The following is a 15,039-nucleotide window of genomic DNA, read 5'->3' as shown; positions in this document are numbered from 1 at the left end:
CCGACCGCGGGCGAGATCGTGATCGACGGCTCGGACGTCATCAAGCTCAACCCGCACGGCCTGCGCGAGCTGCGCCGCTACAAGGTCAGCATGGTGTTCCAGAACTTTGGCCTCCTGCCGCACCAGACCGTGCTCGACAACACGGCCTACGCGCTGCGCACCCGTGGCGAGGGCAAGGCCGAGGCGAATGAAAAAGCACGCACGTGGCTCGGCAAGGTAGGCCTGAACGGCTACGGCGAGCACTATCCGGATGAACTGTCGGGAGGCATGCGCCAGCGCGTGGGCCTCGCTCGCGCGCTCGCCGCCGACACCGACGTGCTGCTGATGGACGAGGCGTTCAGCGCGCTCGATCCGCTGATCCGTACGGAAATGCAGGACCAGTTGCTGCAGTTGCAGGCCACGCTGAACAAGACCATCGTGTTCATCACGCACGATCTGGACGAGGCGCTGCGCATTGGCAACCGCATTGCGATCCTGCGCGACGGCACGCTGGTGCAGGAAGGCACGCCGAACGAGATCCTCACTCGCCCGGCCGACGACTATGTGCGGCGTTTCGTGGAGCGGCGCGCGGGCGTGTAGTGACGACAGAAATGAAGTGGTCAGTGCAGTGAGTAGTGCGGTGAGCAGTGCATTGAGAAGCGACGCGCCTCGATGCACTCACGCACAAGCCGCACGTGTGCCCGACTGCCTGGTTCAATAGCCTGTCGCCCTCGGAAGATGCCAACCGAATGCGAGCGCAGTCAGGCGCAACGCGAAGCACGCCACACCACCCGCAAACGCGGCCACGCCTGGCGGCAGTCCCGCGCGGCGCGCCACGACCACCACCAGCGCACCGAAAAAGGCCGCCGTCGCGTAGATATCGGTGCGCAGCACAAACGGCACGCGGGCCAGCAGGATGTCGCGGATCACGCCGCCCCCCACCCCGGTGACGGTGCCCATCAGCATCGCGACAAACGGACGAATTCCATAGAGCAGCGCCTTCTCCACACCCGCAACGGCGAATAGCGCAAGGCCCGCGGCGTCCAGCACGGTAACCAGCATGCCCGGCAGTGGCTCGGCGAGCGAGCGGAACAGGAAGGTCAGCAGGCCTGCCGCGAACGTCAGGGCCGGATAGCGCCAATCGCGGATCGCGTTCGGCGGCGTCGCGCCGATCAACAGGTCGCGGATCACGCCGCCGCCCAGCGCGGCCACAAACGATACGACCATGACCCCCAACAGATCGAGGCCGCCACGCATCGCGCTGACCGCCCCTTCGACTGCGAATACGAATGTGCCCGCCATGTCGGCCGCCCAGATGAGCTTTTCGACATTCGGCTTTGTCCTTGTTTTACTTATCGGCAGTATTGGCATCGCCCCGTTACCTCCTCCCCTCGTCTGAGTTGTCGAAAGGTATAGCGGAAACGGGCCGAAGGGGGAAGTTTTTTGCGCAAGCCGCAGACGGGCCGCGAGTAAAGTCATGGCGCCGCCAGACCCCTCGGCGTCTGCCGCGCCTCAGCGGCCGAAGCGCGCTCGCGGCTGCTGGCGCGCGCCACTTCCAGGAGCGCGCCCGAGCAACGCATCCGGCACGGCCCCAATGGCCGCGAGATGCGCAATCAGTTGCTCGACGCCCTCGTCGACGCTGAGCCGGTCCGTCTCGATCGAGACATCGGGATCGACCGGCGCTTCGAACGGCCCGGACACGCCGGTGAAGTTCGCAATCTCACCGCGCCGGGCCCGCACGTACAGACCCTTGGGATCGCGCGACTCGCACACCGCGAGCGAACTGGCGATAAACACCTCGCTAAAGCCTTCCCCGACGATTTCGCGCGCCACGCAGCGATGCTGCCGTTCAGGCGAGATCAACGCGACAATCACAATGAAGCCCTGCTGCTTGAATAGCTCCGCCACCTGCGCGACCCGCCGCACGTTCTCGCTGCGGTCGTCGGCGCTGAAACCGAGGTCCGCATTCAGACCGCGCCTGAGCGTATCGCCGTCGAGCACCACGCAGCGCTGCCCAGCCGCGCTCAGACAGGCATGCAGCGCATTGGCAAGCGTCGACTTGCCCGCCCCCGACAACCCTGTCATCCAGAGAACCGCGGCGCCTGCGGTACGATTCGTATCAACGAGTTTCATCGATCGCACTCCGAATCACATGATCTTGGTGCAGCGCCGGCATCACGCAGCGCCCTGCTTGCGCCCGGCGTCCAGCAATGCCGGCCCGAGTCCGTCGTAGAGCGGCTGAAGCAGCTCTGCCGCAGGACGCCAGCGCTCCAGCGAGGTGCGAAACAGCGGCGTGCGCACCTGCGAGGCGCTCGCCGTGTTGACCTGGCGCTGCGTCTGATGAAATGCCAGACAACGCTCATCCCAGTCAAGTCCGCAGTGCGCCAGCATGCGGCGCACGTTCCCTTCCAGGTCGTCGACGAGATCCTCGTACTGCACGTCGATCATCACCCCTTCAGGCAGCACCTGCCGCCAGTGCGTCATTAATGTGTCGTAGGCACGGTAGTAGCGGCCCAGCTCGCCCAGGTCATAGCCAAACGGCACGTCCTGGAAAATCCGCGAGTAAATCGACAGGCAGGTTTCCACCGGCGAACGCCGGCTATGGATAAAGCGGGCATTCGGCAACGCCAGATGGATCAGTCCGACGTTGATGAAATTGAACGGGTACTTGTCGGTAATGCGTAGATAGCTCGACGCATCCGGCACCTCGGCGCGAATGCGCCGCACGTAATCGGCGCCGAGCGGCACCAGTTGCGCGGCGCTCGCCGCATGCATCGCATCGAAGTTGAGCTTTTGATCGTCAGCGTCGCTACGGGCGAGAGCCTGCACCAGCGCCTTGCCGAAATCCGGCCGTTCGCCCGCGCCGAACACCTGCGGATGGCTCGCCAGAATCTGTTCGATCAGCGTCGAACCGGAACGCGGCATGCCGATAATAAAAACCGGTGACCCGGAGGGATCGCCGAGCCCGCGTTTCGCCCGCAGCACGTCGGCGTCCAGCAACTGGGGGATGTCGTTGAACAGGCCCAGCGTCATCGCTTCGTTGTAGTTGACGCTATGGCGATACATCGCATTGGCTTTCAGCAGATGCTCGAACGAGCGATCGTTCTGCCCCATGTCGGCCAACGCATGGCCCATGGCGAAATGCAGTTGCGCCTGATTGTCGGGGCTCAGCGAATCGGCATGCGCGGCCAGTTGCTGCAACGAGACGAAACACGGGTCGTCGGGCGTCATGCGCTTCGACTGCACGAAATTCCGGTAATACACCATGCTCTGCGGCGCAATCTCGATCGCACGACGGTAGGCCGCGTGGGCCTCGTCGAACCGTCCAAGCGACTGCAGGCAATTTGCCATGTTGTTGTACGAACCGTCGACGAGCTTACCCAGTTGTACTGCCTTCTGGTAACTGAGTACCGCCTCGTCGAGGCGGTGCATCTGCTCGAGAACCCACCCGAGGTTATGGTGGATATCGGCGTTGTTCGGGTCGAGCGAGCGCGCCTGCCAGTAGCACTGCAAGGCTTCCGGAAAGCGCTCCATCCTGACAAAGGTCGAACCGAGGTTGTTGTACACACCCGGGTCCGCGGGCCGCTCGAGGCGCACCTGTTCATAGCAGTCGAGGGCGCTTTCGAACTCGCCGCGTTCGGCGCAGGCATTGCCGCGGGCGAACCACTCGTCCGCGGTAGCCGGCTGTGTATCGTGCGTCATGGACGGCCAGATGTTATTGCTGATGTTATTGCTGGAAACTGAAAGGCGCAGTGCGCGAGACGCGAGCTGTGCGTCTCGTGCACAACCGTGCGATTCACGGCCTGCTCATTGAGCGGAAAGTTAGCAGGAATGCGCCATAACTTAATTTCCAAATTTCACGAACTGTTACGTGAAGATAAATGGCGTAAAAAATCAAAGGCGAGCGTGATCGGGCAAGATGGCCCTTGAAATACGGCACAGCAGGGACAGATGGCGTGGATCTGCTTTTACCGCATCGAAACGGCTAAGCGCCGCTGCGGCGATGATGGAAAGTGCTAGGATAAATTGAGTACCACGACGGAGACGGCCATGTCGAAGTCACTAAGTCCAGAAGCCATCGAGGCATTGCGACGGCTCAATGAAGTGGGCGTCGGCCAGCTTGCGCCGCCGCTCTCACCCGCGGTCACCGCCGAACTCCTCGGCATGGGACTGGCGACGGAAGCCGCGGGCGGCGATGTCGAGATCACCTGTAACGGCAGACAGTATTTGTCTGGCGATTGCGATTGATCCAAGGTCGCGCGGTAGTCCGGAGTGCACTGGCGCATACTTGCCGGGATGCGGCGGACAATGAAAAACGCCAGATGGCGCAGGCCGATGCCTGCACGATCTGGCGTTGTGGCTGGGCGTTCGTTGCAGACGCCCGGCTCGGCCCCGATTACTGACCGAAGAAAACCGATTGCGGACCCTTGGCCGATTGGCGGGCGCCCGATTGCGACGAATTGGCGTTCACTCCGCCGTATGCGTTGCTGTTTGCTTCGGCGCGCTCAGCAGCAACCGTCTGCGCGTTCTGGCCTTGTTGCGATGCCGGTGCGCCGACTGCCGGGCGATAGAACGGTGCGGGGCCATAGCCGCTAGCAAAAGCGGGAGCGGCGAGCGTAGCGGAAGCGGCAACCAGCAAAGCAGCGATAAGCGTGTTCTTCATCATGACTCCAGGATTCGTTTCAGACTTCGGTTCAGGAAGGCGTCGCGACATGGACCGGTTAGGTACGTCTGCAACGCCGATGAGAATAAGTGTATTCCCTTACTATTGATAATTTGTATCGATAATCTGAAATTACTATTCTCGAGGTCGAAACAATCCGCTCGCGCCTTGTCCGGTGTGACGGACAATGGGGTCGGGACCGCGTGTGTGAAGGGTGCTGCCGATTTTCTTCTGGCCCTTCTTTTATTTGTCACATGCCTGCGCGAGCGCCCGCGACGGTTCCTGGCAGGCATGGCGGGCTGAATGTCCGCTTGCGGTAAAATTGCGTTTTGATTCATGCCGCCGGCTGTCCTTACATGTCCCTCGCTCTACCCGCCAATCCTCGTCGCGTTTCGGTTGCTCCTATGATGGACTGGACCGATCGCCACTGCCGCTCGCTGCATCGCATGCTGTCGCGCCATACCTGGCTGTATACAGAAATGGTGACGACCGGCGCGCTGCTGCACGGCGACGTGCCCCGGCATCTGGCGTTTACGCCTGACGAAGCGCCGGTTGCACTACAACTGGGAGGCAGCGAGCCCGACGATCTCGCGCGCTCGGCGAAGCTCGGCGAACAATGGGGCTACGACGAAATCAACCTGAATTGCGGCTGTCCTTCGGAGCGGGTGCAGCGCGGCGCATTCGGCGCGTGCCTGATGAACGAGCCGCAACTCGTCGCCGATTGCGTGAAGGCGATGCGTGATGCGGTGTCGGTACCGGTGACGGTGAAGCACCGGATCGGCGTCGACGCGGTGGAAGAATATGGCTACGTGCGCGACTTTGTCGGCACGATTGCGGACGCAGGTTGCGACGTGTTCATCGTGCATGCGCGCAATGCCATCCTGAAGGGCCTGAGCCCCAAGGAAAACCGCGAGATTCCACCACTCAAGTACGACTACGCCTACCAGTTGAAGCGCGATTTCCCGCAGCTCGAGATCATCATCAACGGCGGCATCAAAACGCTCGACGAGGTTCAGATGCATCTGCAGCACGTCGACGGCGTGATGCTCGGCCGAGAGGCTTATCACAACCCGTATGTGCTGGCCGATGTCGATGCACGCTTCTACGGCTCGACCGGAGCCCCGCTCACCCGCGAGCAGGCCGAAGCGAAACTGATCGAATACTGCGCAGCCGAACTCGCGCGCGGTACCTTCCTCGGCGCGATCACGCGCCACGCGCTCGGGCTGTATCGCGGCGTGGCGGGTGCGCGTGGCTGGCGTCGTGTGCTCTCCGACAACAAGAAACTGGCAGCACGCGATCTCGCCATTTTCGACGAAGCAAGACAGCATCTGCGCGAGCCGACAGAAATGTTTGAATAAAGGGCTAGGCAAACGCAAATCATGTTTGTATAATCTCGCTTCTCGATCGGCAAGCCAGTTCTCGGCGAGCCAAGCAGATAGATGTACCAGTGGTGGCTGTAGCTCAGTTGGTAGAGTCCAGGATTGTGATTCCTGTCGTCGTGGGTTCGAGTCCCATCAGCCACCCCACTTTCCCCTTTCGCATCAATCTCCTACGCAATTCGCCTCTTTCCGCATAGTGATATTCGGAACGGAAAATCGAATTTCGGAATTTACTCCCTGCTTTAAACCGTCGATATCGACCCTGCGGCAACGGCTGCGAGCGATGCTTTAGTCGCCGAATAACCATCGTCGTAAAGGCGTTGTCGGATCGCCGCCGGCATGTTGCGATCGAGCGAACTCGCATACCCCGTTTGCACGTGAACGATCGTTGCGCCCTCCTTCGTATCGAGCGCAATGTGCGAGGCCTCGTTCGATGCGAGTAACAGATCGATGATGCGGGGCGCCAGCGTCTTCAATCCGTAGGATCCTGGAAGCAGCGGGCTATCGTCGGACTCGAGGTAGATCCCGATGCGCGGCACGGCGTCGACCGTCAGCTTCCCGGCCGGCATGTTGTCCGCGCACCCACCATCGACGCAGAGGACGTTCTCATAGGCCACCGGTGCGAACACGATCGGGATGCTGGCTGATGCTCGAGCTGCGAGCGCGATCGGCGCCGCCGGCGTCGACGCGCGGCCGAATACATATTCCTTCTCGGTCAGCAGGTCGGAGGCGATCACCTTCAGGTCGATCGCCAGATCCGCGAACGTCTTTCCATCGGTGAGCTTTTCCAGGAACTGCAGCAGCGCGCTTCCGGAGCTATAGCTCTGCTTCGCGATGAGCGCCCAGGGCGAGAAGCTCATCATCCGCGACCAGTCGAGGGTCATGCACATCTCGCGCAGGACGTCGAGCGGCATGCCGCTCGCGAACAGCGTGGCCACGATCGAACCTCCGGACGTGCCGGCCAGCTCGATCACCTCATACCCGGCATCCGCGATCGCCTGCAGCGCGCCCAGGTGCGCGCCGAGGCGAAAGCCGGATCCGCTGAGAGCAACGCGGATCGGCTTGCTCATTGCGTCGCCGCTCCGGCAGTGGGAGCCGATGCGGCAGACGCAGAACTGGCCGCGGTCGCCGTCGGCACTGCAGCGGGCATGAGCGCAATCGCGAGCCCCACGCCAGTCGCAATAGCACCGACTGCCGTGACGGCTGCCGTCTTGTCGGGCTGCGACAGGTTCGAATTGCCCACCGCAGTCACAACCACCGGCAACGTCGCGTTGACCAGGTTTTGCAGATTGGCCTTCGTCACAGTGGCGCCAGCTGCGCAAACTGCGGCCACGTCCGGCTGGACCTGCTTCGTCAGCGTGGCCTGCGCGCCACCCGTAAAAACGCCGGATGCCTGGAGCGTGGTCAGCTCGGCCGAGGTCGCCGCGCAAACGATGCTGACCTGTTGCGCGAACGTGAGCGTCGGCGGCGTGCCGCACGCGGCGATAGCGAGCGCGACGGCGGCCGCCGCGAAAACAGCGAGTAGCTTCTTCATGGGGATCCTTTACTTGGGAGCGAATTTCGCAGCCATGACGGCCGCACTGGTGACTGCCGCCGAGACATCTGACGCAGCGATCGCGGCGGCGGCGATCGGAGCCGCGGCATTCACGCCGGTTTCCGCGAAGCGGATGACGTAGGTGCCGTTCGATTCGGTCGCGAAGAAATTGACCGTCGCGATGTTCTTCGAGTTGGTGACCGTGGCCTTGCAGCAGATCACCTGCTTTGCGCCGGCGTCGTAGAACGGCTCGACGCTGTAGGTCGCGCAGCCTGAGAGCGCGAGCGCGAGGACGGAGGCGCGGATCATGCCGCCGGCGCCGCCGGTTTAGCCGCGGCTGCCTTCGCTGCTGAGCGGGCGGCATAGAGGTTGTATGCGGCGTGGGCGCCCGTGACGAGACCGGCCGCGATCAGATACGGGATGTCGGGCGGAACGGGCTTCGGGAAGCCTCCAATCGCCCACTGGACCAGTGGAACGAGAGTAGCCGCCGTCACGGTTACCCCGCCGGTGATGACGCTTGAGGTTTGGTTCATAGGTGCTCCGGGTCGTGGTGAATAACTTCGGTGGGCGTGAACTGATAGCCTTCGACCGCATACTTCTGGACGAGCCAGATCGGAAAAGGCAGCGTGTGAATGCCGGCGTCTTTGGCCGTGTGGAACTGCTTGCCGAGGAGCAGACCGTTGACCGTCATGTCATCGACGAACAGATACGGATCGACCGGCACCTGATAGGTCGTGCCCGGATGGAGCGGCGTCTCGCCGGCGACGGTCATTACCTTGGCGCCGTTGAAAAAGCCGTCCCAGTCGAAGGCTTGCGCGTGCGGGCCCCAGTGCCCCGCTTTGCAGTCGACCGAGAACACGGTCCAGTCGATGATCTCGGCGAAGCAGCGCTCGATCGGGTGGTGATGAGCCTCGAGCGGCGCGCCGAGTTCCTCAGCGGTCATGCCGGATATGAAGCAGCGGCCGCCCTCCCGCTCGAGTAGCTGCTTGCGCGAGCGTTCGAACAGCGCGGTTGCTTTTCGCGGCGCGTGTCCGGGAAGCAGCACGTCGACGGACAGGGTTTCCTTCTCTTCGTGGATCTGGGTAACGTCAGTCATGGCCGTAAACGAAAAAACCGCCCGAAGGCGGTTGTGATGGATGGACTCGCGCGGCTTAGCTGTCGAGCGTGCTGAGGTTGTGGGTCTTGATGATCGAGATGATCTTTGCCGCGTACTGCGGGTCGGTTGCATAGCCGGCCGCCGCAATCGCCTGCGCGAACGTGGCGCCGCTCGCATATGCAAACGCCGGCGCGTAACGTGGATTGGTCAGCAGGAACTGCGCGTGATCGCCGATGGAGCCGAGCCAGTCGGAGTACTTGCGCCATAGCGCCGGCACCATCACCCATTGGCCGTTGAGGAACTCACGCGTCTGCATGCTCCACGTCGGTCCGTGCCACGACGGATCCGCCTTGATGCCGAACAGGTTCATCGCCTCCGTGGCTAGCCCCGTAGATCCCCAGCCGGACTCGAGCGCGCCTTCGGCCACGGTAAAGCTGGCCGGGATCTTCGTGGTTGCGGCCGACGTGCGCGCCGCCGGCGAGATCGCATTGATGAAGTCTTGTGGTGTCATTTCGATCCGGAGGTAGTTTGCGACGGCGGCAGCACCGGTGAGGCCCGCCCCTGCACGAGGAACTCGAGGGTGTCGACCCGATCCTCGTAGTGGTAGTACTCCTTCATCTGCGCGAGCATCCAGCCGATACCGCCCAAGCACGCGAGCGCCACAGCACCGACGATCTTCCATGCCCATGCGTGTGCGTTGACCTTCGACTCGACGGAACCGAGCCGGCGGAATATTTCACTGTTCGCGGTGTCCTGGTCCCTCGCCTTCGTGCTTAGCTGCGTAATGATCTGCGCCTGCACCTTCTGGTCGACGTTCAGTTGGATGAGCGTATCGAGCTTGTGACCCATTTCCTCGAGCAGCCGTGTGTTATTCACGTGACGCTCGTCGACCTTTTTATCGAGGCTCGTTATCTGGCTCTGCAATTCCACGTTGGTAACGGTCATTTGGTGGTTGTCCATGCAATCCAGACGTTAAAAAGCCGCCCTCAAGGCGGCTTCGGTGGTCGAATCATTTTTCTTGACACATAGGCGGATTCCGCCTACATTTCGCATCATAGGAAGCGCATTCGCGCGGCCGCCATCCGAAAGGAACCCGTCATGAAAGCCTGCTTTCGCGCGCCTGCGCGTCTTGGATCAACTCGCCATGCTCTATCGTCCTGCCTCAGTTCCACAGATGAAGGAGTGGAAAGAAAGGCTCCGCTACTCCGGCACGCAGATGGCCAGAGTCACGGGGCTCAAGAGCAGTCGACGTTGGAGGGAATACGTCGACGAGAACAAGCCTCAGGGAATGCCCTTGGCGAACCTCTTCATGGGGGCAGCAATGACCGTGCTGCCTGCGTACTACCTCGCGGCCGTTTTCGACGAAATGCGCCGAATCGGGGCGGTGGTCGATCCGGACAAATCCTCCGATTCCCTGGCGCCCGATGGAGAGCCGCAGCCGTAGCGATGACGCTCGGATGCGCGCTTTCGGCTTGTGGCGGCGGTGGTAGCCAATCTGCGGCAGCCGTCAGTTCATCGGCGAGCGCTCCGCAAGTCCTCATTGAAGAGTACGGCGACTCGACGACGGTCGGCTGCACATTCACCTCGAGCACGACTCTGCTGAGCTCCTGTCCAGTTGCTGGATATGCGCTCGCCTCTACGACCGAGCCGAGCGCGGTGCAAGCGCTCCTGCAGAAACAATTCGGTACCCGCGTGGCCGTGACGAATAACGGCGTGGCCGGCACGACCCTCGGCGACCTCCTGAATAGCGGCCACGGATTTGCGCTGACCTGGGCACAACAGATGGCAAAGTCGTCGGCCCAAATCGTGACGCTCAATTTTGGGCTCAACGACGGCGAGACTCAGGACGGTTTCGCTGACCTCTTGGCTCAAGCCGTCCAGACCGCGCAAGCCGCTGGCAAGCGCGTCGTCATCATGACGACCAACCCGGAAACGTCAGCGAGCGATGATTTGCTGAGGCGATATCGCGCCGCTGCTTTTCAGGTTGCCGATCAATACGGCGCAACCGTGATCGACGACTGGGCCCAGATCAGCCTTACGCCTGAATGGCAGCAACATCTTCCGGACGGTGAGCATCCGGACGCGACCATGTACCAGTGGAAGGCCAACAACGAGGCTCCGGTCCTCGCGCAACTCGTTTCCGGCAGCCAGTCGGTAGCCTCGTCGCCGGTCGATGTGCTGGCACAACCGTATGCGCAGGTAACCGCACTCGAAGCGAATCCGGTTTTGTCGCCGGGCGCGGCCGGCGCATGGGACTCGCAGGACGTTCTCAACCCCTCCGTGATCCAGTTCGGGGGGAACCTGATCAACTACTACTCTGGCTGGGACGGTACCGTATGGCAAACCGGTTATGCCACCTCGACTGACAACGGCCTGACCTGGAACAAACGAGCTACTCCAGTCCTCTCGATCGGCGACTGGACAACTCAGTACATCGCTGCCAACGGCAGCAACATCGTGGTCAACGGCCAGATGTTCATGTACTTCCAGGGAGAATCGGCAGACGGCCATCAGCAAATCGGACTCGCCACGTCGCCCGATGGCATCAATTTCACGATGCAGCCGAATCCGGTTATTGCGGCCGGGCCGGCCGGTTCCTATGACGACCTGTACACAAGCGATCCGTATGTGCTTCAGGTCGGCAACCAATACTGGATGTACTACTCGGCGGTGACGCATGACTACAGTTTCACGATGGCGCGCGCCACGTCGACGGACGGCGTCAACTGGACGAAGGACGCGCAACCGCTGTTTGCCAACGGCGCGCCCGGTGACTTTGATGATGTCGGTGATGCAGAACCGTCCATCGTGTATCAGGATGGCCTGTACTTCATGATTTTCACGGCCAACAAGGACATGAAGCGTTCGCTCGGATGGGCTACGTCCCCCGACGGCGTCAACTGGACGAAGCGTGGACCGCTGGTGCCTGCGCAGATGATTCCTGGTTGGGCGCAGGCTCTAATGTGCGATCCAACGCCAGTGCCAACCGGCAACAACGATGGGACGTACTATGTGTTCTTTGGCGCCAGCGGGACATCGAGCCAGTCGCAGAATGTCAACGGGCACATCGGCCGCCTGACGGTCAAATTATCCGCAAGTTAGGGGCTGTTCTGGGATCGAGCTACTTCCTTCTCAACCAGATGTTGGCACCGAGATTTTTCAGGCAAAGAGGCATCTTCCGCTCGAAAAAATCTCGGTGAAAATGCAGCAGAAACCTGTTAAACGCGACGATCTCGAATTCTGAATTGTGCTGAAGGAATGCGTGCAGGATGTAGGCTTCGTTCCATGCGCGCCCTTCGAACGCCCATTCTTTCGGGTATTCGAAAGGATAGAATATGTCGTGAAAATGCACATATACGCCTGAGGTCAAGAGCGGCAATATTTCGAACACAATCCGATTCACGTCACTGCCAATCTTGCTCACATGAGTCGAATCGATGAAAAGAATATCGTCTCTCTCCAGTGCTCGTATACAATCCAGGTCAACATCCTGCACCCTAGATTCAAGCACCCTTATTCTGCCCTTGTCTTCGTCTTTTATCAGTGAGTTCAGCAGTTTTGGATACGGTTCAATGAACGTACAGTCAATACTATTGTTGAACCAGATTTCATTCGTATCAAGAGTCATGCACGAAGAAAAACCGGACCCTACCTCGACTATGCGCTTCGGCTTGACGTGCCGAATCATCGAATTGAGAAAGATCGCGTCCGTATAGCTATACGCAGAGTTATCGTAGTAGTAACGAAACTCTTTCTGCTTTTTTTCTGTGAACGGCAAATCGTGGTACATCGTCGCGAAAGCATCGAGCAAATTTAATTGCTCGTTCTCCCGCAAATCGATCCCAGGAAGGATGCGGGGAAATGGCACAAAGATGCGATCTTCATCACTACGCAGCTCGACCTGCGAAGGGACAGGGGAGTAGAAATGTCCGTTGGGGACATGCGGCCGATCGGGGCCGAACAGACTCAGTCTGTCATGGCCTTTCTGTATCTCGTCTTTAAGACGTGTAATTTCTTCCTCGAGGCGCTTATGCGATGTCTCCAGCGCTCCGTACGCCTCTTCCAAATGCCGCCGCTCGGCGACGACGTCATCCCTTTCGTCAAGAAGCGTTTGCCTACTGTCGAGCAGCGCCTTGATCGGAGGAATCCGCACGACGAACCGCTTGGCGAGAGAGCGAAACTGATTTCCCATATCTTCCCTGTGTGTGCCTAGAGTCATCATCTGGCTCGGCATCCTACAGGAAATTTAGTAAGACTTGGAAATTGTCCTGTAATCAGTACCTTACTGCGGGCTGGGGAGGGTCGGCTGAACAGATTCCGGCAGCGTGGCGAAATACGTTTTGTATCGAGCGTCCGAAGTATCGATAGTACCTTGGTTTGGATAGACCGTCGTGTCTTGGGCACACCCGAATATCGAGATGATCGTCTCATCGGTGGAATCGGCGAACTGCACGTTTAATGTCGTCATGGCGTAGTTCCTTAAATCTCGTAGCCCGTAATAAGCGCGTTCACCCCGAACGTGCCAGCAGCATTCGCTGCTTGCCAATATACGGTCTGCGCAGTCTGCAAATCAATTTCGAACGGAAAACCACTCTGCCCGATACCCTGAATGCTAATGACATCCATAAAAGGATTCGTCGCACTAATCGCGCAGGTGATGCTTGATGTCGTCGTTGTTGATTGAAATGCGAAATATCCGCGCACTTTTTTTGCGTTCACCGGAATGGCGGTTAGCGCAAGCGAAGTTGGTGACGCTGGCGTGCTACTAGACGAAAGAAAATAGACGGCCGCAAAGCGAATGCGTCGAGCGTTCTGAAAGGCCGCGATAAACTGCGTGCTTGCATTCAGCGGCCACACCGAAATCAAACCCGTTGATACCCAGCCCGCCGGAGGCGACACCGCAACGTTCGGTGCCAGCGAGTTCGCATTGACGATGAATGCGCCTTGCGTCTGCGTGGTCGGATTCCATGCCGCGTAGACTCCAGCGAAACCACTCGCGGCGAGCGCGGTGCCGACGACGCCGCCGATACCCGAGACCGTGGTCGACACCGTCTGATTGAAGTTCGCAAGCATCTGCGCCGGGCCGCCGAGCGCCGATTTCACCCCTACTTCGTCTGCGGTAAGCGTCAAACTTGTACCGGCAGCATTTAGCGAAGCCTTCAGGTTTCGAACGGAACCAACTACGCCAATCATCTGCTGCATCTGCGCGGCATGCTCGGGCGCGCTGGCCGGTGCGATCTGTTCGGGCGCGCCCGAGCAAAACAGCAGCACATACGATCCGGCGCCGGCCGCGAGAGTCGGGTTCCAGTAGATAAGTGCATTCCCGTTCGCGACCATCTCGCCCCCCTGCAGCGCGAGATGCGCACCGCCAACGAGCGGCTCTACCGTTCCGGTTGCATTGAGCGTCGACGCGCCGGTGTTCGCGTGCGCAACCTTGATCCAGAAAGGCACCCAGGGAATCGGAGCGGTCAATGCAGGCGTGAATGCAACAACATATGCATTCGCAGTACCGGTATCGACACCTACGTTCGTCGTGCTCCCCTGCAGCATCGATTGAATCGCTGTGAGCAGCTGATTCCATGCATTGCGATTCGGCGTTAGCCCTGCTGCGATGATGACGTTGTAAATCTCATCCTGAAGCATGTTCCACGCATAGGCGGGGAACACTGTCGGCGGCGTGCTCGTAGCAGGATTGCCGGTGGTGGCATATTGAGGCGTTCCTGTCGCGGGCGCGGTATCTGCACTCGCAAACGGTACCGAGTTCGTAGCAATCAGACGGTCCATGAGGCCTCAGTCGTAATTGAAGAGAAGATAGGTATGGGCCGGCGCGTAGCGCTGCAGCTCACACTGGAGGACGTTGTTGTTCCAGTACGAGAAAGGCTCGCCAAACGTGTCGACGCCGAACTCGAACTTATGCACCGAAAACGTGGGTGCATTGACTTGCCACGCGAACGCCCACGCGACGCCATACATGGGCGTCCCGAAGACATCTCCAAACCGGAATGGAGCGAACTGGGTGATCGTTATCTCGTAGCCCAGCGTCGCGGCCAAGCTGATGAAATAAGCGGCCGACTGGCCTCCCACTGCCGTAAACCTCGCAAGCACCTGGGCCTGCCGAAGCTGGATCGTCGGCGCTTCGCCTGCGCACGGATCGGGCAGCCCGAGCGTCTGCTCCCACTCGGGCAACAACTCCTCGGGCGACGCGGGAAACGCATCCACGAGCAAGTTGTTAGCGCGCGCGGAATGCGTCGCGAAAGGCGTGGCACATCCTGCGAGGGTCTGTGTCTGGACCGCATCCACATCCTTCGGCCAAACCCTCCCCCGCGGCATGCAGGCCTGCAGGGCGGCGAGGAAATCGGCTGCTTGATAGTTGGGTGCTGAGCTCATC

General features: G+C 60.4%; 20 protein-coding genes and 1 tRNA gene. 6 read left to right on the top strand and 15 right to left on the bottom strand.

Annotated features, from left to right (window positions below; translation table 11 throughout):
* The coding region (locus FFS45_RS37090) for an ATP-binding cassette domain-containing protein (protein ID WP_137959607.1) at positions 1–579 on the top strand (579 nt) is incomplete at its 5' end.
* Positions 580–693: 114 nt separating this feature from the next.
* On the opposite strand, the gene FFS45_RS37085 is transcribed toward FFS45_RS37090, so the two are convergent.
* From FFS45_RS37085 to FFS45_RS37075, 3 genes are all read right to left on the bottom strand, one after another.
* Positions 694–1,281, bottom strand: coding sequence for a trimeric intracellular cation channel family protein (locus tag FFS45_RS37085; RefSeq protein ID WP_249363083.1), 588 nt, complete (start codon positions 1,279–1,281; stop codon positions 694–696).
* A 210-nt stretch (positions 1,282–1,491) separates the two neighbouring features.
* Positions 1,492–2,112 (bottom strand): adenylyl-sulfate kinase, encoded by a 621-nt coding sequence (cysC, locus tag FFS45_RS37080; RefSeq protein ID WP_137959605.1) that lies wholly within the window; start codon positions 2,110–2,112, stop codon positions 1,492–1,494.
* A 42-nt stretch (positions 2,113–2,154) separates the two neighbouring features.
* Positions 2,155–3,681 carry a sulfotransferase gene (locus FFS45_RS37075; RefSeq protein ID WP_137959604.1) on the bottom strand — a complete coding sequence of 509 codons (1,527 nt, stop codon included), beginning with the start codon at positions 3,679–3,681 and terminating at the stop codon, positions 2,155–2,157.
* 348 nt (positions 3,682–4,029) lie between these two features.
* On the opposite strand from FFS45_RS37075, the gene FFS45_RS37070 reads away from it, so the two are divergent.
* The gene (locus FFS45_RS37070; RefSeq protein ID WP_137959603.1) at positions 4,030–4,227 is read left to right on the top strand and encodes a hypothetical protein; all 198 of its coding nucleotides are present in this window, start codon (positions 4,030–4,032) and stop codon (positions 4,225–4,227) included.
* Positions 4,228–4,375: 148 nt separating this feature from the next.
* On the opposite strand, the gene FFS45_RS37065 is transcribed toward FFS45_RS37070, so the two are convergent.
* On the bottom strand, positions 4,376–4,642 hold the full coding sequence (locus tag FFS45_RS37065; RefSeq protein ID WP_137959602.1) for a hypothetical protein: 267 nt from the start codon (positions 4,640–4,642) through the stop codon (positions 4,376–4,378).
* Between the two features lie 356 nt (positions 4,643–4,998).
* Here FFS45_RS37065 and dusA point away from each other — a divergent pair, with 356 nt between their 5' ends.
* Together dusA and FFS45_RS37055 are read left to right on the top strand one after the other, a co-directional pair.
* Positions 4,999–6,000, top strand: coding sequence for a tRNA dihydrouridine(20/20a) synthase DusA (gene dusA / locus FFS45_RS37060; RefSeq protein WP_137959601.1), 1,002 nt, complete (start codon positions 4,999–5,001; stop codon positions 5,998–6,000).
* Between the two features lie 92 nt (positions 6,001–6,092).
* A tRNA-His gene (locus FFS45_RS37055) sits at positions 6,093–6,168 on the top strand.
* Between the two features lie 95 nt (positions 6,169–6,263).
* Here the strand turns inward: FFS45_RS37055 and FFS45_RS37050 are convergent.
* Genes FFS45_RS37050 through FFS45_RS37020 form a run of 7 tightly spaced genes read right to left on the bottom strand, consistent with a single transcriptional unit; the run spans position 6,264 to position 9,596 of the window.
* Positions 6,264–7,091 (bottom strand): patatin-like phospholipase family protein, encoded by an 828-nt coding sequence (locus tag FFS45_RS37050; protein ID WP_137959600.1) that lies wholly within the window; start codon positions 7,089–7,091, stop codon positions 6,264–6,266.
* Positions 7,088–7,555, bottom strand: a complete 468-nt coding sequence (locus FFS45_RS37045; protein ID WP_137959599.1) for a hypothetical protein — start codon at positions 7,553–7,555, stop codon at positions 7,088–7,090. Before FFS45_RS37045 ends, FFS45_RS37050 begins: the two co-directional genes overlap by 4 nt.
* 9 nt (positions 7,556–7,564) lie before the next feature.
* Complete coding sequence (locus FFS45_RS37040; protein WP_137959598.1) at positions 7,565–7,864, bottom strand: hypothetical protein; 300 nt, start codon at positions 7,862–7,864, stop codon at positions 7,565–7,567.
* Positions 7,861–8,088: a hypothetical protein gene (locus FFS45_RS37035; protein ID WP_137959597.1), complete on the bottom strand. Its 228-nt coding sequence runs from the start codon at positions 8,086–8,088 to the stop codon at positions 7,861–7,863. The genes FFS45_RS37040 and FFS45_RS37035 overlap by 4 nt, the downstream gene beginning before the upstream one ends.
* The gene (locus FFS45_RS37030; RefSeq protein WP_137959596.1) at positions 8,085–8,651 is read right to left on the bottom strand and encodes a hypothetical protein; all 567 of its coding nucleotides are present in this window, start codon (positions 8,649–8,651) and stop codon (positions 8,085–8,087) included. Before FFS45_RS37030 ends, FFS45_RS37035 begins: the two co-directional genes overlap by 4 nt.
* A 55-nt stretch (positions 8,652–8,706) precedes the next feature.
* Positions 8,707–9,162 carry a glucosaminidase domain-containing protein gene (locus FFS45_RS37025; RefSeq protein ID WP_137959595.1) on the bottom strand — a complete coding sequence of 152 codons (456 nt, stop codon included), beginning with the start codon at positions 9,160–9,162 and terminating at the stop codon, positions 8,707–8,709.
* Positions 9,159–9,596: a hypothetical protein gene (locus FFS45_RS37020; protein ID WP_137959594.1), complete on the bottom strand. Its 438-nt coding sequence runs from the start codon at positions 9,594–9,596 to the stop codon at positions 9,159–9,161. Before FFS45_RS37020 ends, FFS45_RS37025 begins: the two co-directional genes overlap by 4 nt.
* 199 nt (positions 9,597–9,795) lie before the next feature.
* On the opposite strand from FFS45_RS37020, the gene FFS45_RS42000 reads away from it, so the two are divergent.
* Both FFS45_RS42000 and FFS45_RS37015 read left to right on the top strand, forming a co-directional pair.
* Positions 9,796–10,095 (top strand): hypothetical protein, encoded by a 300-nt coding sequence (locus FFS45_RS42000; RefSeq protein ID WP_171029864.1) that lies wholly within the window; start codon positions 9,796–9,798, stop codon positions 10,093–10,095.
* A 2-nt stretch (positions 10,096–10,097) separates the two neighbouring features.
* Positions 10,098–11,753 carry a GDSL-type esterase/lipase family protein gene (locus tag FFS45_RS37015; RefSeq protein ID WP_171029863.1) on the top strand — a complete coding sequence of 552 codons (1,656 nt, stop codon included), beginning with the start codon at positions 10,098–10,100 and terminating at the stop codon, positions 11,751–11,753.
* A gap of 19 nt (positions 11,754–11,772) precedes the next feature.
* Here FFS45_RS37015 and FFS45_RS37010 read toward each other — a convergent pair whose 3' ends face one another.
* Genes FFS45_RS37010 through FFS45_RS36995 form a run of 4 tightly spaced genes read right to left on the bottom strand, consistent with a single transcriptional unit; the run spans position 11,773 to position 15,038 of the window.
* A complete protein-coding gene (locus tag FFS45_RS37010) occupies positions 11,773–12,873 on the bottom strand; it encodes a class I SAM-dependent methyltransferase (RefSeq protein ID WP_249363082.1) in 1,101 nt (366 codons plus the stop codon).
* A 60-nt stretch (positions 12,874–12,933) separates the two neighbouring features.
* Positions 12,934–13,119 carry a hypothetical protein gene (locus tag FFS45_RS37005; RefSeq protein WP_137959592.1) on the bottom strand — a complete coding sequence of 62 codons (186 nt, stop codon included), beginning with the start codon at positions 13,117–13,119 and terminating at the stop codon, positions 12,934–12,936.
* An 11-nt stretch (positions 13,120–13,130) separates the two neighbouring features.
* Positions 13,131–14,435: a hypothetical protein gene (locus FFS45_RS37000; RefSeq protein ID WP_137959591.1), complete on the bottom strand. Its 1,305-nt coding sequence runs from the start codon at positions 14,433–14,435 to the stop codon at positions 13,131–13,133.
* 6 nt (positions 14,436–14,441) lie between these two features.
* Positions 14,442–15,038 (bottom strand): putative phage tail protein, encoded by a 597-nt coding sequence (locus FFS45_RS36995; protein ID WP_137959590.1) that lies wholly within the window; start codon positions 15,036–15,038, stop codon positions 14,442–14,444.
* Position 15,039 lies beyond the last annotated feature (1 nt).

This window comes from Burkholderia sp. 4M9327F10, from assembly GCF_005503145.1.
GTDB lineage: Bacteria > Pseudomonadota > Gammaproteobacteria > Burkholderiales > Burkholderiaceae > Paraburkholderia.
This window is presented reverse-complemented; position numbering and strand designations above follow the sequence as displayed.